The organism is Candidatus Leptofilum sp. (assembly GCF_965223285.1).
GTDB lineage: Bacteria > Chloroflexota > Anaerolineae > Promineifilales > Promineifilaceae > Leptofilum.
Window position 1 is genome coordinate 271,237 of record NZ_OZ244997.1, and the last position, 18,884, is coordinate 290,120.

The window sequence follows — 18,884 nt, forward strand, 5'->3', positions numbered from 1 at the left end:
GGTTTATTCTTCCTCTGGCAGCAATATGCGAAATTGGTCTTGACGAGATAAAGCACCATCAAAAAAAGCGACCAGCCGATGATTGTATTCATCCTGGCGAGCGTGCCAACCTTGGCCATGTCGCGCTTCGGGAATTTGCCAAAAGACGGCCGTTTCCACCGTATCTGCCAAATATTTTAGCATCTTTGCCTCGCCTCCTTCCCCCGCTGCGATCAATAATAAGGGACGGCCGTTTAACCGCGCTGCCGCCGCCGCATTAGACGGCAATGATTGCTGCCGAGCAAAGCGCAAAATGAACTGCATGTACAATTGTTGCTGCCAGTAACCTAACCGTCGCCACCAGGAATCAGGCGGTGGCACGTCAGCCAAAACCGCCGGGCTGCTGCCTTCGCCAACCACGGCGCGAATTGCTACCGTTTGGGCTGCCGCTTGCAGGGCAAACAATCCACCTACAGAAATGCCCATCACGCCGATGCCTCCAGGCTGCACATCGGGCCGTTTGCTCAGGTAAGCAACGGCCGCTAACAAATCATCGACGCCAGACTGTCCGCGAGCAAACCGACGCCCGCCGCTGCTGCCGTGTGCCCGCAAATCGTACATGAGAATGCCATACCCGGCTTGCAGCAACGCCTCTGCCTGGTGGATCACCCCCAGCCGATTGCCACTATGCCCATGCAGCAAAATAACGGCCGCTTTGTTACGTGAGGGAATATACCAACCTGCCAGCTTCACTCCGTCCTGGCTGGTCAGCACCACATCTTCGTACGTCACCCCCAAATTGGTAGGCGTGAAGTAGGCAATTTTCATGCGTGGCGGGCGCACAAACAGAAAGGCAGCATAAAACGGCCGAAACAAATAATAGAAAATCAGCAGGGGGATAAAATACAGAATCTCTACCGGAAAACCATCGCCCACCGAGAGATTCTAACCCAATCTACGCCAATTGACCGATCCGAAAAATGTGGCAAACGTACATTGACGGGACTCTTCATGCGCTGTATGATACGCACAGGTTTGCTCAACACGGCAAATCATTAACAATTTACCAGCAATGAATTCAGGTGCGCCCTGCCCGGATGCGCGGCGCACAAAGCATATTGCTTTGCAGGGGAAGCCTGGTGGCCTGTTTAAAAGAGTTAAACAGGGAGTCCGGCACTGTCCCGCAACGGTAAAGAATTGTGAATTATGAATAATTAATCGTTAATTCTTAATTATTCACAACTCACGATTACCAAGTCCGAATACCTGCCTGTTTTCTTGCTCGTAGCCTTCGTGGACAAAGGTAAGCGAGTCGAAATGTGTTTTTTCAATCGCAACATGAATAGCTCACCTCTGTGTGAGCTTTTTTGTTGTCTTCCAATCCATCAGCATACGCAAATATCGGTGGTTCTGGCAGCTTGCCTTGTGCATAAGGAAACAGTTCTTTTGTCAGAAGGAGACAACATATGAAGAAGTTTTATCCCCTCACTTTATTCCTCTTGCTCACGGCTTTGCTGCTGGCAGCCTGTGGCGGCACCAGCAGTGAAGAACCCGTTGCCGACACCACCTCTGCCGACGAACCGAGTGCAGCCGAAGAACCTAGTACGGCCGCAGAGCCAACGGCCGAACCGGAAGAGGAACCAACGGCCGTTCCCACCACAGAACCCACCCAGGAGCCAACGGCCGTTCCCACCGAAGAACCGATGGCTGAAGCCCCAACCAGCAACCTCACCGACGGCTGCGTAGAAAATTATGACGAAACGGTAGATTATTTTCCAGAGAAAACGGCCGTCTCTTACGCTGACGGCTTTACCGTCGACTATTTCAACAACTACAAAGTTGTCACCGTGGCGGCCCCCTGGCTGGGCGCAGAAGATTCTGCCACTTACGTGCTGGTGCAGTGCGGCACGCCTAATCCTTCCGGGTTTGACGACGCCGTTATGTTCGATGTACCAATTACCAGTTTCGTCTCCATGTCTACCACCTACCTGCCCCATCTGGATCAACTTGGCCGGCTAGATAGCCTGGTGGGTGTCGATTTTGCCAGCTACGCCTACAACGCCACCGTGCAGGAAAAATATGCCGCCGGTGAGCTAGTGGAACTTGGCAGCGGCGCCACCGTAGATGTGGAAGCCGCCTTGGCACTGGAACCACACATCATCATGACTTCCGCCAGCGGCTCCGCCGATTTTGATACCCACCCCAAGCTGCAAGAAGTGGGGTTAACAGTGATGCTCAATGCGGACTATCTGGACGTTACGCCGCTGGGTCGGGCCGAGTGGGGCAAATTTATTGCGGTGCTTTACAACCAGGAAGCGGACATCAATGCCTGGTTTGATGGCGTTGCTGCGGAGTATGAAGCGTTAACCGCCCTAACTGCCGACGTTGCAGAACGGCCGTCTGTGTTTACCAACACGCCGTTTGAAGGCACCTGGTACATGCCGGGCGGGCAAAGCTACACGGCACTGCTGCTGCAAAATGCCGGAGCAAACTACCTCTGGGGGACAGATGAGTCATCCGGCACGCTCTTTCTCGACTTCGAGTCTGTATTTGACCAGGCGGCTGACGGGACATATTGGATCAACCTCGGCTTTGTCTCTTCGTTGGCAGATTTAGAAGTGGCAGACGAACGGTTTGCCGATTTTGCCGCCTTCCAAAACGGCACGGTATACAACTACGATCTGCGCACCAACGAGTTTGGCGGCAATGATTTCTTTGAAAGCGCGGCCGCCAATCCACAGCTCGTCCTGGCTGATCTGATCAAAATTTTCCATCCAGAACTGCTGCCAGATCATGAGTTTGTATATTACCGATTGGTTGAGTAACGATTAGGGAGATTGGAGATTAGAGATCGGAGATTTGTTTTTCAATCTCCAATCTCCGATCTCCTTTTACAATAATGCGCCACGAAACACGCGAAATGCCAACGGCCGTATCTTCCCCAAACCGGCAGCGGTGGGCCATGAGCCTGCTGTTGCTGGCGTTGCTGGGCGCATTTTTGCTCAGCCTGTTCATCGGCTCCGTGCGGATTCCGTTGGATGAGATTTTGCGGATTTTGGTTGGTGGCACAGCGGAGCGGGATACCTGGGCGACCATTGTGCTCAAATTTCGCTTGCCCAAGGCGGTAACGGCCGTTCTGGCCGGGTCTGCTCTAAGCGTCAGCGGATTGCAAATGCAAACCATGTTTCGCAATCCGCTGGCCGGGCCATTTGTGTTGGGCATCAACTCTGGGGCCAGTCTGGGTGTGGCCCTGGTGGTGCTGGCCGTTGGCACAGGCAGTACCTTGCTGGCCGGGCTGGGGCTGCTCAGCGACTTTGGCATTGTGGTAGCCGCCAGCCTGGGCGCGGGGCTGGTGCTTTTTCTGGTGCTGGCGGTGGCCCGACGCGTAGAAACAATGACCCTGCTCATTCTGGGGCTGATGTTTGGCTACGCCACCAGTGCCCTGGTGAGCGTGTTGCTCTACTTTAGCATCGCCGAGCGCATCCAGGCATACATTGCCTGGACGTTTGGCAGCTTTGGCGGTGTGACCTGGCGGCAAATGCAGGTGATGGCCCCGGCAGTGCTGCTGGGCTTAACCATCGCCTGGCTGTCTGCCAAGCCGCTCAATGCGCTGCTGCTGGGCGAAACCTATGCGCAAAGCCTGGGGCTGTCCGTGCGACGCGCCCGCTTTACGGTTTTGGTCAGCGCGTCGGTAATGGCCGGGGCTATCACCGCCTTTTGTGGGCCGATTGGCTTTGTGGGCGTGGCGGTACCACATCTGTGCCGCAGCCTGTTTAGCACATCGAACCACCGCCTGCTCATTCCGGCCACTATTTTGATGGGCGGTATCGTGGCCTTGCTGGCTGATTTGCTGGCGCAGCTGCCAGGCAGCCAAACGACCTTGCCGCTCAACGCCGTCACCGCGCTGATTGGCGCGCCAGTAGTGACCTGGGTCATTTTGCGGCAGCGCAACCTGCGCTCGTCTTTTGCTGGCTAAATTAGCCACAGATTTCACGGATTACACAGATTGTGAACAGCCAATCCGCGCAATCCGTGGCTTGATGTAAGAGAAAATTATGTCTGAACCGATTTTGTACACAGAAAATTTGGCAATTGGCTATCCTAACCGCAAGGAGCCGCCCATTGTGGTGGCAGACAAGATTGGGGTTGGACTGCAGCCAGGGGAATTGGTTTGCCTTTTGGGCCCAAATGGAGCGGGCAAAAGTACGCTGATGCGTACATTGGCCAGGATGCAGGTGCCGCTGCACGGCGGTATCTTCCTCAATCAGCAAAATCTGAATCATCTCACGGCACGCCAACTGGCGCGGCAGCTCAGCGTGGTGCTGACAGAGCCAATCAACGCAGGCATGCTGACTGGCTGGGATTTGGTGGCTCTGGGGCGGCATCCGTACACAAATTGGGCAGGTCAATTGACAGCGGCGGATGAAACGGCCGTAAACCAAGCCATCGCCGCTGTGGGAGCCACATCCTTGGCCCAGCGCCACATCCACACCCTCAGCGACGGCGAGCGGCAAAAGATCATGATCGCCCGCGCCCTGGCCCAGGAACCCACCGTTATGCTGCTGGATGAGCCAACCGCGTACCTTGATCTGCCGCGCCGGGTAGAAGTAATGCACATTTTGCGTCAGCTCGCCCGCGATTCGCACCGTGCCATCTTGCTCTCAACGCATGATCTGGATTTGGCTTTGCGCAATGCAGACAAGATTTGGCTACTTCCCAAGGGAGGCTCACTACAAGTAGGTACCCCGGAGGAGCTGGTGCTAAACGGCAGCTTTGAAGCTGCGTTTCAGGCAGACGGCGTGCAGTTTGATCGCCAATCTGGCTCCTTTAAGATGGCAACGCAGCAAGCGGGGCAAGTTGATCTGGTTGGGGAGGGCCTTTCAGCGGTGTGGACAAAGCGGGCTTTAGAGCGAGTGGGGTTTGCTGTGCATGAAGGTGTCAACGGCGCGACGATGCGGGTTCAGGTATTGGCAAATGAGGGTGAGGTGGCGGACGGCCGTATCCAATGGCAGCTCATTAAACCCCAACAAACTATTACCCACCGCAACCTCACTGATTTGGTAAATGACCTTAAACAAAGTAAGGCTTCGGCAAAAAACCGCTAACCTAGCTGGGCAAACCAATCCAGCAGCGGGGCAGCCCGATCATCCATCACCTCGGTCAACACTTTTTGGTAGCCGCGCAAATATTCCTGAAGCGACAGCTCAGACAGTCGCTGGTGATTGTTGAGCAATAAACCCTCTACCCACCGTAAATTTGAGCTAATCATCGCCAGGTCACCTAGCTGCAAAGCCGCCTCAATATTGTTGCCAAATTCCTCGTTAGTATTGTTCAACAGTGCGGTTGGCATTGCAGCCAGCTCTGGCATTTGGTGCAAGCGTGCTTCAATGCTGGAGCGTTTTTCCACAAAATGTTGATGGGCGGCTGTATACGCTCTGGATGCGTCCTTTATCTTGCCGGTCGGCGGAGCGGACTGCAAAATTTTCTCGACAACGCCAGGAACCTGGTCTAACGATTTGCCTAAAAAATGCCCCGGAATGGCATCAACAACCTGGGGAATCTGGTTGAATACGATTCCACCAAACGCAAGTGGGACACCCATTTCCTGCAACTTTCTGGCCATCGGCAATAGGTTGGCGGCTGTGGTTAAGGTTTGGGCGGGCATAATAACCAGCAAAGGCTTAATTTGGGTTACCGATGCCTCCATGCGCTCCACCGGCACGTTGGCCCCTAAATAAACCACATCCCACCCTTGTCGACGCAGCATCAAGCTAATGATAAGGGGCGAGAAGGTGTGCAATTCATTCGGGGGACAAGCGACAATGATACGGCCGTTGTTGGTAGGCGCAGGCAAAGCAGCCAGCAAAGCCTCTAACTGGCGCAGCGCCAAAGCTGAGGCAAAATGCTCCTGCTGGACTGACACCCGGCCTTCATACCAGCCTTCACCTATCTCTGTCAGCCCCTGTTGCAACACCTTGTAGCAAACTGTTTCCAGCGGAAACAAAGCAAACGCCCGCGCCAGCAAATGTTGCGCCTGATACTCATCAAAGGCCAAGCACGCTTGAATCCAGGCCTCCCGTAAGTCATCCACGCGCTCACCATCAATGTGAGGGAACGTAGGTTCCGCAATTTGCTTATCGGATGTCAGTAGTGGGTTTTGGCCTTCGCTTTCTAGCTGCTGCCACAGCTCTACGGCATGGCTAATACTCATCCCCTCACCCTGGCGAGCGACCAGCCATTTAAGCATATCAATTTCATGCTGGGAATAAAGGCGGTGCCCACCACGAGTACGTTGCGGGTTTGGCACGCCATAACGACGCTCCCAGGCCCGCAGCGTATCTGGTTTTAGGCCCGTTTCGTGAACAACAACCTTCATATTAAACGTGGGAAGTAAATTATTTGAGGACATACAATTTCCTAAAACTGTTGCGCTAGAAATATGGTTTGGTGCGGCTTAAGTGTGTCACAGTTTAAAATTAGATAGTAGAAAACTGCCAAACACTTAATCATTTGCAGGGCTTATGTTAGCACGACTGTTTAGTTTTTGTCTACATTTTAGTCTGAATTGCACCGTTTACCTTGACGCTCACACTGTTATTCTGCGGCCACTTCGTTTTTTAAGGAAGGGAGCTACAATAAACAGAATGATTCGTTTCACGGTGAAGCAACTTTTGGCTAAAGAGGCAGCAGAGACCTTAGGGCATCTGATTTATGTGGTGCGAGATGCTGACCTGGTTTTTTATGTGGGCCAATCGCGGCGAGATGTGTTGACGCGATTTGGAGAGCATATGCAAAAGCCGAGCCGGTTAGGTCAACTGATTCAGCTTAATGAGCCTGCTTCGGATAATTGGTCGGTGGATTTTTATGCGCTGGCCGATTGCGCCGCCTTCGTGCGACAAAAGTCGCTTTTCGCCTTACAAGAATGGCAGCATTTTGATATGGATATGGCGGAACAAGCGATGATTCAGGCGATGCGGCCCGTACTCAATCGGGATTTTAATGAGAAGCCAACGCCACTGCCAGCGGGCTACTTGGGCCATGCTGCCTTGTTTTTGCCGAAGCCCACGACGGCTACTTCGGCGATGCTCAGCACGGCCGTTTCCCCCACAACTTCCCCACAAGACCGCATTTGGCTCAACCGGATGAGCCTGCAAGGCTGGGTGCATGAGACTGCGGGCAATCGCACTTTTTGGCGGCACGCCAGTGGCAAAACCCTCACAGAGGCAGAAATGGCTGCGTATCGGCTAGCGGGGAAATTACCAAAGATTTAATTGTGAATGGGTTCTCATTCACGATTCACAATTATTATGGGGTTGGCGTTGGGCATGGCGGCGGTGGGGTGAAGACAATCGAGTAGCTGTTGTTGGTTTCGTCCACTTCCACAACCTGCTGGGCAGAATCAGCTTCGGCATTAACACCAGCGACGGGCCCAGCATCAAAGGTAATCGAGGCAGTCGTTTCGCCAAGCGAGCCAAGGCCATCCACATTGGTTGTTGAATTGTTGATCGTCACTTCAAACGAGCCAGCGTCCCCCACGCCAAAGTTATCTACACTTACAGACACGGTGCCTGGACCACCCCAGGGACAATCGTCGTAGGTGACGGTGTAGCCGCCAATTTCCAGGTCGGGCAGTTGAGTGGCCAATGTGGGGGGTATGGTAGGTGGTTCGGTTGGCGGGACGGGGGTTGCTGTAGAAACGGCCGTTTCGCCACAAGCCACCAAAATCAGCCCAACAATTAAGACAAACAAACCAAAAACAAATAATTTCTTCAAACGCATCATAGTCATCGCCAAAATCCTTTAATGAGGAACACAGAGCCACAGGGAGAACGCTCTGTGAACCTCCGTGTTTCCTCTGCGCAACTCCGTGTTCCGCTTTTTCTTCATCAACGGCCGTCCAACGAAATCAAGCCCCGCTGCGCCGCCACCGTCACTGCTTCGGTGCGATTGCCGACGTTGAGCTTGCTCAAAATGGCACTTACATGGAATTTCACCGTGCGCTCGCTGATGATGAGCTTGGCGGCAATTTCTTTGTTTTGCAGCCCCTGCGCCAGCTCTTGCAGCACTTCCAACTCGCGGGGAGTGAGCTGCTCTAGCGGCGGTTCTGGCGGCTGGGCTACCCGCTGCATCAGCTTGTGAGCCACAATCGGCTGCAGCAGCGACCCTCCTTCATGCACCACGCGAATGGCGTTGAACAGCTCGTTGCGGGGTGCGCCCTTGAGCAAATAGCCTTGCGCACCGGCCTGAACGGCCGTTACAATGCGCTCATCTGTATCAAAAGCGGTAAACATGATGACCCGCTCATCGGGATTGGCGGCGCGGAGCTGGCGCAGCGTTTCTACCCCGTCCATCTCTGGCATTTCGATGTCCAGCAGCACCACGTCTGGTTTTGTCTCGGCGACTTGCTGAATGGTGGAACGGCCGTTGCCCGCCTGCCCCACCACCGCAAAATCTGGCTGCGTGCTCAAAATTGCCACCAAGCCATCCCGCACCACCGGATGATCATCCGCCAGGAAGATACGAATTTGCTTACTCATCCCCATCTACACCTTGCTGAATAGCGCGGGGCGTCAGCAGCACCTTGTCCACCCGCCGCCAATCCATATCCATCACCTCAAAGCCAAAGCCTTCCCACTCAAATGTATCCCCAGCACGGGGAATCCGCCCTAGATAAAGCATTACAAAACCGCCCAGCGTCTGGTAAAAATTTTGTTCTTCTTCTGGTAGTTCATCAATATTGAACAGCATCTTGAAATCGTCGATGAGCATTTTGCCATCTACCAGCCAAGAACCATCCTCCCGCTTGGTGGCTGTGGGGTCTTCGGGATCGTGAAATTCCGGGACGTCACCCACAATGGTTTCCAACAAATCGTTAAACGTCAGCAACCCTTCCACGCCACCGTGCTCATCTAGCACAAAGGCAATCTGAGCCTTTTCCTCTTTGAACCGCTCTAGCAGTTCCAGCACGGGCAACCCTTCCGGCACAAACAAAGCTGGCTGAATTACCGCTTCAAGATCAAGCGGTTTACCAGACAAACTTTGCGCCAATAAATCCTTCCCAAACACAATGCCTAGCAAATTATCTGCTTCATCCCGCGAAACGGGAAAACGGGAATGGCCACTTTCAATGATTTTTTGTCGGTTAACTTCCAGCGGATCATCCAGATCAAGCCAAACAATATCGGTGCGATCCGTCATGAGGGCATTTACCCTCTGGTCGTCCAGGCGGAGCACCTGCTCCACCATTTCTTCTTTTTGGGGATTGATGATGCCGCTTTCGGCACCTTGCTGCACCAAAATTTGCAGCTCCTCCACGGTAACGGGGGGCACCTCAGCAGGTTTTATGCGCAGCAAGCGCAACACCAATCTGGTAGAGAAACTCAGCAAACGCACTAGCGGCAAAGCCACTGTTGCCAGTACGTTCATGGGCCGAGCCATGAGGCTGGCGATGCGTTCTGGATTATTTAGCCCAATTTGCTTGGGCACCAGTTCGCCAATGACCAGAGACAGGTACGTGATAATCACCACGACAATGCCTAAGCTCACGCTCTCGCTGTAAGGCCCGATAAGCGGCAGATTTTCCAGCAAGGGGGCCAAATCTGTGGCAATGGTTTGCCCCCCAAACACACCTGCCAAAATACCAATGAGGGTAATGCCAATTTGCACCGTCGAGAGAAAATCTTCGGAATCATTGGCCAAACGCAACGCCTGCTGTGCGCCCCGCTTGCCTTCGTTGGCCTGCTGCTGCAAACGGACTTTACGCGCTGAAACCACAGAAATTTCGGCCATCGCAAAGATGCCATTGGCAATAATTAAAAGCAAAACAATTATCATTTTTAGTTACACATATTCTCCTGAAAAGCGGAACACAGAGAGATTGGCGTAAATGTCTGCGAATCTATGTCCGTAATTATAGTCAAAGCGGTAGTTCTGCCTCCAGTTTTGTTCCTTGGCCGGGCGTGCTTTCGATGTGAAAACGGCCGTTCAGCAATTTCACCCGCTCATTCAACCCCACCAAACCAAATCGGCCCTGTTCCACATTTGCCGGATCAAAACCGCGGCCATTATCTTGCACAGTTAGCGTAACCGCTTGCGGGGTTGCCACCAATTTTACCGTGATTTGGCTAGCTTGGGCGTGCTGGCAGGCATTGTTAATCGCTTCCTGAGCAATGCGGTAAATACCGCTCTCCACACGCGGCGTCAGCGGCTGATTGCCGCCCGTTACCAGCAAATCAACCGGCAGCGGGGCGGCTTCGGCCAGCAATGCCAACGCCTCGACAAGTGTATGCCCAGCCAAGGGTGCCGCCCGTAAATCCAGCACGGAACGGCGCGCTTCTTCGAGGTTGGCTCTGGTGAGCGCGAGTGCCTGCTGCACCATTTGGCGAATGCGGGCGGGATCAGCTTCTGCTTCCAGTAGGGCATCGGCAGATTCAAGTTGGAGGGAAACGGCCGTTAACCCCTGGGCCAATGTATCATGAATCTCCCGCGCCAGCCGATTGCGCTCCTCCACTGCCCCCACCTCCGCACTGTGCTCAAACAGGCGCGCCCGCTCCACAGCGATGCTGAGCATGTCGCCAATGGTGTACAAAAGCTGCAAATCGTCTGGGGAGAGTTGCCGCCAGTCGGTGCTGGCCACGTTGAGCACGCCCAGCTTTTTGCCGTGAGCATACAGGGGAATGCTGGCATGGTAACGCAGCCCATCGGTGCCATCGACCAGATTTTTCAGGCGACTGCATGCCACCACGTTCACATTGGCCGCGCCATCCAGATCACCATCCCGATACGTATCCAGGCAGTAGCAGCTCCCTTCCATTTTGTGGGGATGATGTGCCAGCACCGGGGGCAAATTTTGGGAAGCGGCTAAATAAGATTGATTGCCGTCCTCGCGCAGTAGCCAGACCCAGCCGGTTTGCAAATCCAGCAGCTCGGCCACCTGGGCCAAAATGGCGCGGAGCGTTTGCTCCAAATCGACCGAGCGATTGAGGGCTTGGGCCATACTGTTGATGATGGAAAGCTCGGCGTTGCGCCGCTGAAGCTGGCGGGCATGTTCATCGATGGACATAAATGTATTTAACTGTGAAAGGAAGATGTTGACAAGTAGGGGTGAGGCAATCGGCCACGATCTTTGCCCAGCATACGGCCGTTTCTCCGATTGCCTCGCCCTGTTCACCACAATCGGAAACGATCTTGACTCTGCGATTCAAGGCAAGGCAGCGGTTAGACCAGGTCGTTCGTTACATCACAAATTATTCGCCACCGTTGTTCAGTTCAGGGCGAGGCGATGGCTAGACCAGATCGTTCGTTTCACCATACATTATTCGCCACCGCCTCGCCCCTACTATACAATCCTCCCTCATGTTATTGGCACTGGACATAGGCAACACAAATATTACGCTGGGGGTGTGGAACGGCCGTTCCTGGCAACATACCTGGCGACTGCTCACCAACCCATCCCAAACGGCCGATGAGTACGGCATTATTTTGAAGATGTTGCTAAAGGAAGCGGGGGTATTAACGGCTGTTGATCAAGCAATCATGGCCAGCGTGGTGCCTGCACTCAGCCAAACCTTTGGTCAGATTTGCGTAGAGCAGCTAGACGTTCCCTTGCTAACTGTGAATTCAGACACGCCCATGAGCCTCGCTATTTTGGCCGATGTCCCCTCGGCCGTTGGTGCAGACAGGCTAGTGAACGCCGTCGCTGCCTTTGAGCTATTCCAGGGGCCGTGCATCATCATCGACATGGGTACGGCCACCAAGTTTGATCTGGTCTCTGCCCGACAGGAATTTTTAGGTGGGGTGATTGCGCCTGGGCTGGGGCTGGCTGCCGAAGCATTGGCGAGCCGCGCCGCCAAGCTGAGCCAGGTCGCGCTAGAAGCCCCGCCGCAAACCATCGGCAAGAATACTGTACACGCCATGCAGTCTGGTCTGGTGTTTGGCTATTTGTCACTCATCGAAGGGTTGGTCGCCCGGCTCAAGGCAGAACATCCCGACCATGCCCAAAAGATTCACACATTGGGCACGGGTGGACTCATTGATTTGATGGCACCGCATACGGCCGTTATCGACCACATAGACCCTTGGCTGACGTTGACGGGCTTGCGCGTTATTCATGAACGGGTGACAAGGTGACAGAATTGCAGAGGAAACTAGCCCCTAACCACTATATACTGTTTACCGCTTACTGCTTACTACTTACTGCTCTAACGGCCTGCGGCCTGGCAAACCCGCCCCGGCTGGCGACGGCAACGGCCCAAGCAGCCTTTACCCCCACGCCCAGCCCAGAACCGCTTATTTTGCCGGTGGCTACACCAACGGCCGTTCCCGGCAGCAATCCAGAAGCAGAATCAATTCAAGCCGACCCCAATCCATCCATCACCGTTTGGGTCAATGAAACGTCTGACGCCCATGAGGCGATGCTCGACGACATGGCGGCCGATTTCTCGGCGGAATACAGTGTGGATGTGGAGATGGTGCTGGTGTCGCCACAGATTTTGCCCGATTTGGTGATTACGGCCGTTCTCTCCGACACCCTCCCCGACATCATTCTGCACCCGCTGGAATACAGCGTGGGCTGGGCAGAGCAAGGCGTGTTCGATGTAGCTGCCAATGCCGAGGCACTGACTGCGTTAGACCCAGCTACCTTTAATCCAGATGCGTTAGCATTGGTACAAACCAGCCTCGGCCAACCGGCCGCGTTGCCCAGCAGCGGCTACCACCAGCTCATCATCTACCGCACAGATTGGTTTGCCCAGCGGAATCTGGCCGTGCCCAACAGCTTCGCCACCCTTTCCGCCGCCGCCGAAGCCACCACTGACCGAGACAATCTGATTGCGGGTTTTGTAGTACCCACCGAGGCCAATCTGGTAACCACCCAGCAGATTTTTGAGCACATGGCACTGGCCAACGGCTGCCAGTTGGTAGATGAAGCGGGCGAGCTAAGGCTGCTCGAACCTAGCTGCGCCGAAGCACTCAACTTTTATTACACCATCATCAACCAAAACAGCCCCATCGGCGTACAAACAGACACCAGCACCCGCAATGCCTACCTGGCAGGACGGACAGGCCTCATCATGGGGCCACCCAGCCTGCTGCCACAGATTGCTGGCTTAGACCCTGCTGCCCCACCCCGCTGCCTGGAATGTACCGCCACGCCTGATTTTCTGGCGCAAAACAGCGGCTTTGTCACGGCACTCGATGGAGCTGAGTTTGGCAATATTAATTTGCTGGGGATTACGAGTGCGGCAGATAGGGAAACGGCCGTTCTCTTTGCCACGTACTGGTTCAATGAAGGGTACAGCCAATGGCTGTCCGTCGCTTCTGAGCGGAAGGTACCGATGCGCTTAGGTACACAATCTGAGCCACGCCATTTTATTGATAGCTGGGGCAGCCAGCCGCTAATGGAGAGCAGCCAAACATTGGTTTCGCTTTATGGGGAAGAGGTGGTTGCCATCTTGCGCGACGGCATTGCTACCACCGGACGTTGGGGCTTGCCGCAGGGCCAGGGTGAGCTAATAACCACCCTGTATGAAGAACTAACGCTTTCCATCGTGTTGCAGGAAATGTTGAGTGGCTATTTCTCAACCGATACCTCTATAATAGAGGCGTATAATCGCATTATTGAACTCATACCAAACTACGCTTTTCCAAACCTAACCGAAGAGTAATTGGAGATTCTTTTAGTTCCTAATCTCCTTATCTCCTCAACAAAATCTATTCCTTTTTATCATGACTTCCACTTTGCCTTTCACAGAAGAACCTTTTGGCATTCTAACCGACGACAACTTATACCTGGACTGCATATTGGTAAAACCAACCGGCATGAGCGATGAGGAACTGCGCACCATTCGCGTGTGGGTGCCTAAATTCCCGCTCACCAAATCGAGCGTGATCACCTGCGCCCGACAGGAAGTACGTTCACACGGGGCCAGGCGCAAGGTAGCTCACCTCGTATTCGATTTGCGCGGCACGGGGGAGAGCGAAGGGGTGTTGGGGGATCATGATTTTCAAAAAGATTTGCACGCCATTGCCGAATGGGCCAAGGAGCGATTCGGCCGTATTAGTTTCGGGCTTTTAGGCACGCCAGGATCAGAAGACGGCCGTGTTCATCTGTGGCCGTTGCGGGCGGGGTCCGTAATGGAAAGTTACCATTATCCGCCCACTGGTGCGCTGCTGCCTCCCACCGTGCTCTACCTGTCTACCTATGGCAACTTTAGTCAGCACGATGACGCGATTTGCAGCCAGTTGGCGGAAGCAGGCTACCACGTATATGGGCTAGACCCGCTGCGCTATTTGCTTCACGCCAGTGCCAATCACCGCCTCAAGCCAGATGATTTGGCCGCCGATTTGCAAATTCTCATTCAAATGCTGCCCAGTAAACCGATCATCATCGGGCAACCATTGGCGGCGGGGCTGGGATTGATGTGGACCAGCCGCGTGAACAAGGTCGCTGGCGTCATCAGCGTTGGCCGCGCCCAGGCGGGGCTTTCACCCAGCCATATCTTCCAGAATAGTAATCCTTACACCTACCTGCTGCACCGCCGCGTGGGCGATATTTCACCACGGCCGTTAGCACTGGTGCAGCTTCAGGGCAATCCGCTAGGCGGGGAAGAAGATGAGCTGGCAACGTTGATGCAAAGCAGCAAGATGCCGCACCGCTTGGAGCAAGTGAGCCGCCTGTCTGTGGAGCTTTTGCTGGAACTGTTGACCTGGATGCAACGGCCGTAAATCCCCGCTAAAAAACCTCGTTAATCGTGGCTCTCAATCGAGAATGGGTTGCCTTCGGGATCACGGCCGTCGCAAACCCACACGCCAGGAGCAGCCGAGCGCACCTCATCAACAGATACCCCTTTGCGCACCAGCTCCGCTCGCGCCGCGTGAATATTGTCCACACCAAACACAATTTTGGGCGTGTCGGCGCCCAATCTGCCCTGACCACCGCCATGCAGAGCCAGGATCACCCCACCCGCATCCAGCGTCACCCAATATTGGTCTGCGTAACTGTCTAGTTCAGCGGGGTACATCACGGCAAGCTCAAAAACATCCCGATAAAATTGAACCTGAGCGTCCATGTCTGCCACATACACAATAATTTCAATCAAACCTGCTGTTTTCATCAAATTTCCTCCAAAGCATTTACCGAACGGATGTTCTTTATCTTAACAGAATGGCCCGCTTAACACCAGAATTGCACAATCACTTTCGTACTGCACATTTGCAACCAAAATTACCCAAGACTTATGCAATGTTCTAGCTGTGGCTGGCGTCTCGCCGTGCCACCTAGCTAGCCGGTCAGGAGAGCAGCCCTTTGGGACTGAGAGGCGGCTAGAAAGAGTGCGTAAGTCTTATGTCTTTTTTGTTCAACGAGGGTGGTGATTGACCTTAAATTTGGTTGATTACGGCAGTTGCGCGCAAACTCCTCAAAGATTAAACTCCCAGACGTTTATTCCAATAACATAAGGAACCTTCTGTTGACAGACTACGTAAAACGCCGAAACACCCTCGGCTATTATCTGCTATTTATAAGCCTGGGCGTTGGCCTGGGCATTACGGGACCCGCCCTACCCTCCCTGACAGAACAAACGGGCAGCACGCTCGGTGCCATTGGGGCGATTTTTTTGGTAGGTGCCTCTGGCGGTATGCTGGGAACCGCGCTAAGTGGCCGCTTATTCGACCGCATCAAAAATGGCCATCGCGTTCTAGGTTTGGCTCAATTGATCAGCGCGACGCTGCTGTTAATTATCCCCCTGGCCAACAGCCTGCCCCTGCTGCTCGTCATCTTCTTTTTCGCTGGCCTGCCCGGGGGCATCATCAATACCGGTGCCAATACACTGCTCATGTGGACACACGGAAAAAGTGCGGGGCCTTACGTGAACGGCCTCCATTTTGCCTTTGGCCTGGGTGCTTTTTTGGCCCCAACCATTTTTGCGCAGGTGCTCAATCTGGGTGGAAGCTACCAACAAGCGTATTGGGCTTTGGCCGCGTTGGCTTTGCCCATTGGCCTGTTTCTATTTCTGCTGCCCAGCAGCCCGCAACTGCAAACAGCAGACGATGCAGGCAATCTGCCTAAAGCCAAGCTGCGCCAAAACCTGCCAGTGATCATCGTCGCCATGCTGTTTTTGTTCTTCTACGTTGGGTCTGAACTCACCTACGGCAACTGGATTTACACCTATGCCCTCACGCTTGACCTGGCAGATGCGACCAGCGCGGCTTACCTCACCTCAGGTTTTTGGCTCTCTTTTACCATTGGCCGGGCCATATCAATTCCGGTGGCGGCAAAGTTTAAGCCCGCGCAGATTCTGAGCGTTGCGTTTCTTGGGGGGGTGGGCGCATTGGCTCTAGCTATTGCTTTGCCAAACGCATTGGCCGTGCTGTGGGTGGCAACCGTGGCGATTGGCTTTTTTATGGCACCGGTTTGGGCCACTGGCTACAACCTAGTGGGGCAGTCGATACAATTGACGGCAACTGTCAGCAGCATCATTATTTTGGGGGATAGTTTGGGTGGTGTGGTGCTGCCTTGGGTCGCTGGGCAAGCGATTGAGCGATTTGGGGCGCAAACCATGCCCTGGCTGGTGATCGCCAGCTTTGCCGTCAATGGGCTATTCTTTTTGATTATGCTGGCGCAGGGTCGGGCAAAGCCGCAAGTCGCTCTGGCAGGCGAATGACGTTACGCTTCCCGTTTGAGCAGTACGTTTAACGAACGGCCCGTGGCCAGCTTGGTCCCATCTCTGCGCAGCATGTCTGCCACGAAGGTAAGTTCACGGCCGTTTCCCTTCAATCTTTTTTGCGCCCTACAGCATTTAGGCATGTTGTGGCATAATTCACGAACAACTTTACACGAAGGAAACTGGATTTATGCACCTTTATTTAATTCGCCACGGTCAAAGTTATGTCAATCTGTATGATTGGAAAGGGGGCAACAGCGACGAAGGCTTAACCAATTTGGGCAAGGCGCAGGCAGACGCATTGGGCCGCTGGCTACCCCGCGAAATCAGGAAAATTGATGCCCTGTATGCCAGTACCATGAAACGCGCTCAGGAAACGGCCGCTCCCCTCTCAGCCGCCTACAGTATCCCCATTATCAACGACGACCGTATCCGTGAAATTGGCAATAACAAGCTGGACCATACCCCCTGGCCCAGTGATGATCTACCGGAATACGGCACATTTTGGGGCAGCGAACGGCCGTTTTCCACCATCACCCCCAAACGCCCCAACGGCGAATCGATGATGCACTTTCGCATTCGCATCGGCCAATTTATTGAAGAGATGCTGGAAAAGCACCGCCAGGAAACCGTCGTGGCCGTTTGTCATGGCGGCGTCATCGAACTCGCCTTTGACCACATGTTCAACATCGGCCCCTGGCGACGCTGTGAAGTGTGGAGCAAAAACACGGGCATTACCCACTTTGAATTTGTCGAGCATCCCTCGCGGGAAACGTGGCGACTGTATTACCAAAGCCGGGTGGAGCATTTGGTCGATGTGAAGCTGCATACCGACGGCCGTGGTCCTGAAAGCCCCCGCGAGGACGCATGACCCCTACCCTCATTGCCACAGCAGACTCTCATTTTGCGCTGGCTGCTCTGGCAGAACTTAAAAAAGCAAACGGCCAAATCGTCACGGAATTAGCCCCTGGCATTTGGTCTGTGCAATCATCGGGAGATTTTTTTGCCCTGGCGGAGCTGTGGCGACAGAAACCGCCCGTCTTTGTACGGCACATTTGCCCAGTGCAAACAATCCTGCCGCTGGCGGATGGGCTGGATAATGTGGTGGAAACGGCCGTTACCACCTTCACCCACCTGCTGGAACCCGACTGGCCTTTTTCCGTCCAAACGCGTGTTCTAGGGGATCTGCCCCACAAGCCTTTCGACATCAACAAGCCGCTCTCACAAAAATTAGTAGAAGCGTCCGGCACGCCGCTGGATGTGCGGAAGCCTTTCCAAATCCTGTCCGTCGTTCTAGCGGGGGAACAAGCGTACTTGGGTCTCTCACTGGCGGTGAACAATTTGTCTGATTGGGCGGGCGGCGTGCGCCGCTTTGCCCGCGAAAAGGGGCAAATTAGCCGCGCTGAGTTTAAACTGCTGGAAGCGTTAGAAATCTTCAAGATTGGGCTGCCGCCCCGTGGCCGCGCCCTCGATTTAGGGGCAGCCCCCGGCGGCTGGACGCGGGTTTTGCGGCAGAAGGAACAGTATGTAACGGCCGTTGATCCCGCCTGGCTTCATCCTACCCTGCAAAAAGACAAGGGCGTCCGCCACCTTCGCCTCACTGCCGAGGAATATTTGCAAGATTATCCCGACACTTACGACGTGATTGTGAACGACATGCGGCTGGATGCACGGGATTCGGCACGGTTGATGGTGGCATACGGCCGTTGCCTATACCCCCACGGCCTGGCCATCATCACCCTCAAGCTGCCAGAAAAGGGGTACGACTCTGCCCTGGATCATGGCCTCAACATCCTGCGGGAAACCTACACCATTGCGGGCGCACGCCAACTCTTCCACAACCGCAGCGAGGTGACAGTTTATTTACAGCCCAAACCATAAACTGAGATGAAAAATCTCTCCGCAAGAAAGCTTCTAATACTTACCACAACAATTCTGCTGTTTTTGTGTGTAACAAGCTGGTGGTTAAGTGGTCAATTATTACCAACCATGTCCGGTTACCCCAATGCTAACCTCATCGACGAGTCTAATAAATACAGTGAACTTGGTCTATTAAACCGCAGTCAATTTCAAATTTCCACATTGGCAACAGAGGATTCTTATCAAGAAGTTTTGACATGGTTTCTTGACAATGATTGGAAATTTTGATTGCAAATCACGAAAATTGGTATCGTTTAACAAAAGAAGAAACTAACGAATACTTCTTCTCAAAAATTCGGCTTTTTTCTTCAGTTGATATCCGAC

17 protein-coding genes and 1 riboswitch are annotated in these 18,884 nt (G+C 53.9%); of the genes, 10 read left to right on the top strand and 7 right to left on the bottom strand.

Annotation, left to right across the window (positions count from 1 at the left end; genetic code table 11):
* Window positions 1–3: 3 nt before the first annotated feature.
* The gene (locus tag ACOQPU_RS01695; RefSeq protein ID WP_420643404.1) at window positions 4–915 is read right to left on the bottom strand and encodes an alpha/beta hydrolase; all 912 of its coding nucleotides are present in this window, start codon (window positions 913–915) and stop codon (window positions 4–6) included.
* A gap of 127 nt (window positions 916–1,042) precedes the next feature.
* Window positions 1,043–1,268, top strand: a riboswitch (cobalamin riboswitch).
* A gap of 177 nt (window positions 1,269–1,445) precedes the next feature.
* On the opposite strand from ACOQPU_RS01695, the gene ACOQPU_RS01700 reads away from it, so the two are divergent.
* The 3 genes from ACOQPU_RS01700 to ACOQPU_RS01710 all read left to right on the top strand — a co-directional run bounded on the left by ACOQPU_RS01700 (window position 1,446) and on the right by ACOQPU_RS01710 (window position 5,084).
* Window positions 1,446–2,804, top strand: coding sequence for an ABC transporter substrate-binding protein (locus tag ACOQPU_RS01700; protein ID WP_420643405.1), 1,359 nt, complete (start codon window positions 1,446–1,448; stop codon window positions 2,802–2,804).
* A gap of 95 nt (window positions 2,805–2,899) precedes the next feature.
* On the top strand, window positions 2,900–3,955 hold the full coding sequence (locus ACOQPU_RS01705) for an iron chelate uptake ABC transporter family permease subunit (protein WP_420645798.1): 1,056 nt from the start codon (window positions 2,900–2,902) through the stop codon (window positions 3,953–3,955).
* Between the two features lie 79 nt (window positions 3,956–4,034).
* Window positions 4,035–5,084, top strand: coding sequence for an ABC transporter ATP-binding protein (locus ACOQPU_RS01710; protein ID WP_420643406.1), 1,050 nt, complete (start codon window positions 4,035–4,037; stop codon window positions 5,082–5,084).
* Here ACOQPU_RS01710 and ACOQPU_RS01715 read toward each other — a convergent pair.
* The gene (locus tag ACOQPU_RS01715) at window positions 5,081–6,388 is read right to left on the bottom strand and encodes a MerR family transcriptional regulator (protein ID WP_420643407.1); all 1,308 of its coding nucleotides are present in this window, start codon (window positions 6,386–6,388) and stop codon (window positions 5,081–5,083) included. The genes ACOQPU_RS01710 and ACOQPU_RS01715 overlap by 4 nt on opposite strands.
* A gap of 235 nt (window positions 6,389–6,623) precedes the next feature.
* Here ACOQPU_RS01715 and ACOQPU_RS01720 point away from each other — a divergent pair, with 235 nt between their 5' ends.
* A complete protein-coding gene (locus tag ACOQPU_RS01720; protein ID WP_420643408.1) occupies window positions 6,624–7,250 on the top strand; it encodes a GIY-YIG nuclease family protein in 627 nt (208 codons plus the stop codon).
* A 34-nt stretch (window positions 7,251–7,284) separates the two neighbouring features.
* On the opposite strand, the gene ACOQPU_RS01725 is transcribed toward ACOQPU_RS01720, so the two are convergent.
* The 4 genes from ACOQPU_RS01725 to ACOQPU_RS01740 all read right to left on the bottom strand — a co-directional run bounded on the left by ACOQPU_RS01725 (window position 7,285) and on the right by ACOQPU_RS01740 (window position 11,149).
* Complete coding sequence (locus ACOQPU_RS01725; RefSeq protein ID WP_420643409.1) at window positions 7,285–7,761, bottom strand: CARDB domain-containing protein; 477 nt, start codon at window positions 7,759–7,761, stop codon at window positions 7,285–7,287.
* Between the two features lie 104 nt (window positions 7,762–7,865).
* Complete coding sequence (locus tag ACOQPU_RS01730) at window positions 7,866–8,516, bottom strand: response regulator (protein WP_420643410.1); 651 nt, start codon at window positions 8,514–8,516, stop codon at window positions 7,866–7,868.
* A complete protein-coding gene (locus tag ACOQPU_RS01735) occupies window positions 8,509–9,813 on the bottom strand; it encodes a hemolysin family protein (RefSeq protein ID WP_420643411.1) in 1,305 nt (434 codons plus the stop codon). The genes ACOQPU_RS01730 and ACOQPU_RS01735 overlap by 8 nt, the downstream gene beginning before the upstream one ends.
* An 82-nt stretch (window positions 9,814–9,895) precedes the next feature.
* The gene (locus ACOQPU_RS01740) at window positions 9,896–11,149 is read right to left on the bottom strand and encodes an ATP-binding protein (protein ID WP_420643412.1); all 1,254 of its coding nucleotides are present in this window, start codon (window positions 11,147–11,149) and stop codon (window positions 9,896–9,898) included.
* 185 nt (window positions 11,150–11,334) lie between these two features.
* Between ACOQPU_RS01740 and ACOQPU_RS01745 the strand changes: the two genes are divergently transcribed.
* The 3 genes from ACOQPU_RS01745 to ACOQPU_RS01755 all read left to right on the top strand — a co-directional run bounded on the left by ACOQPU_RS01745 (window position 11,335) and on the right by ACOQPU_RS01755 (window position 14,703).
* Window positions 11,335–12,108 (top strand): type III pantothenate kinase, encoded by a 774-nt coding sequence (locus ACOQPU_RS01745; protein ID WP_420643413.1) that lies wholly within the window; start codon window positions 11,335–11,337, stop codon window positions 12,106–12,108.
* Window positions 12,109–12,113: 5 nt separating this feature from the next.
* Window positions 12,114–13,643, top strand: a complete 1,530-nt coding sequence (locus ACOQPU_RS01750; RefSeq protein WP_420643414.1) for an ABC transporter substrate-binding protein — start codon at window positions 12,114–12,116, stop codon at window positions 13,641–13,643.
* Between the two features lie 73 nt (window positions 13,644–13,716).
* Window positions 13,717–14,703 carry a hypothetical protein gene (locus ACOQPU_RS01755; protein ID WP_420643415.1) on the top strand — a complete coding sequence of 329 codons (987 nt, stop codon included), beginning with the start codon at window positions 13,717–13,719 and terminating at the stop codon, window positions 14,701–14,703.
* A 20-nt stretch (window positions 14,704–14,723) separates the two neighbouring features.
* Here the strand turns inward: ACOQPU_RS01755 and ACOQPU_RS01760 are convergent, their stop codons facing one another.
* Window positions 14,724–15,092, bottom strand: coding sequence for a VOC family protein (locus ACOQPU_RS01760; protein WP_420643416.1), 369 nt, complete (start codon window positions 15,090–15,092; stop codon window positions 14,724–14,726).
* Window positions 15,093–15,446: 354 nt separating this feature from the next.
* Between ACOQPU_RS01760 and ACOQPU_RS01765 the strand changes: the two genes are divergently transcribed.
* The 3 genes from ACOQPU_RS01765 to ACOQPU_RS01775 all read left to right on the top strand — a co-directional run bounded on the left by ACOQPU_RS01765 (window position 15,447) and on the right by ACOQPU_RS01775 (window position 18,521).
* Window positions 15,447–16,640 (top strand): MFS transporter, encoded by a 1,194-nt coding sequence (locus tag ACOQPU_RS01765; RefSeq protein WP_420643417.1) that lies wholly within the window; start codon window positions 15,447–15,449, stop codon window positions 16,638–16,640.
* A gap of 190 nt (window positions 16,641–16,830) precedes the next feature.
* Entirely contained in the window at window positions 16,831–17,511 is a 681-nt protein-coding gene (locus ACOQPU_RS01770; RefSeq protein WP_420643418.1) for a histidine phosphatase family protein, read from the top strand.
* Window positions 17,508–18,521, top strand: coding sequence for an SAM-dependent methyltransferase (locus tag ACOQPU_RS01775; RefSeq protein WP_420643419.1), 1,014 nt, complete (start codon window positions 17,508–17,510; stop codon window positions 18,519–18,521). The genes ACOQPU_RS01770 and ACOQPU_RS01775 overlap by 4 nt, the downstream gene beginning before the upstream one ends.
* Window positions 18,522–18,884 lie beyond the last annotated feature (363 nt).

What these genes read in the sequence shown, in the direction of transcription:
- ACOQPU_RS01735 (WP_420643411.1), bottom strand. Translation starts at nt 9,813, where the DNA reads ATGATAATTGTTTTGCTTTTAATTATTGCCAATGGCATCTTTGCGATG.
- ACOQPU_RS01720 (WP_420643408.1), top strand. Translation starts at nt 6,624, where the DNA reads ATGATTCGTTTCACGGTGAAGCAACTTTTGGCTAAAGAGGCAGCAGAG.
- ACOQPU_RS01730 (WP_420643410.1), bottom strand. Translation starts at nt 8,516, where the DNA reads ATGAGTAAGCAAATTCGTATCTTCCTGGCGGATGATCATCCGGTGGTG.
- ACOQPU_RS01710 (WP_420643406.1), top strand. Translation starts at nt 4,035, where the DNA reads ATGTCTGAACCGATTTTGTACACAGAAAATTTGGCAATTGGCTATCCT.
- ACOQPU_RS01715 (WP_420643407.1), bottom strand. Translation starts at nt 6,388, where the DNA reads ATGTCCTCAAATAATTTACTTCCCACGTTTAATATGAAGGTTGTTGTT.
- ACOQPU_RS01760 (WP_420643416.1), bottom strand. Translation starts at nt 15,092, where the DNA reads ATGAAAACAGCAGGTTTGATTGAAATTATTGTGTATGTGGCAGACATG.
- ACOQPU_RS01700 (WP_420643405.1), top strand. Translation starts at nt 1,446, where the DNA reads ATGAAGAAGTTTTATCCCCTCACTTTATTCCTCTTGCTCACGGCTTTG.
- ACOQPU_RS01770 (WP_420643418.1), top strand. Translation starts at nt 16,831, where the DNA reads ATGCACCTTTATTTAATTCGCCACGGTCAAAGTTATGTCAATCTGTAT.
- ACOQPU_RS01705 (WP_420645798.1), top strand. Translation starts at nt 2,900, where the DNA reads ATGCCAACGGCCGTATCTTCCCCAAACCGGCAGCGGTGGGCCATGAGC.
- ACOQPU_RS01745 (WP_420643413.1), top strand. Translation starts at nt 11,335, where the DNA reads ATGTTATTGGCACTGGACATAGGCAACACAAATATTACGCTGGGGGTG.
- ACOQPU_RS01775 (WP_420643419.1), top strand. Translation starts at nt 17,508, where the DNA reads ATGACCCCTACCCTCATTGCCACAGCAGACTCTCATTTTGCGCTGGCT.
- ACOQPU_RS01725 (WP_420643409.1), bottom strand. Translation starts at nt 7,761, where the DNA reads ATGATGCGTTTGAAGAAATTATTTGTTTTTGGTTTGTTTGTCTTAATT.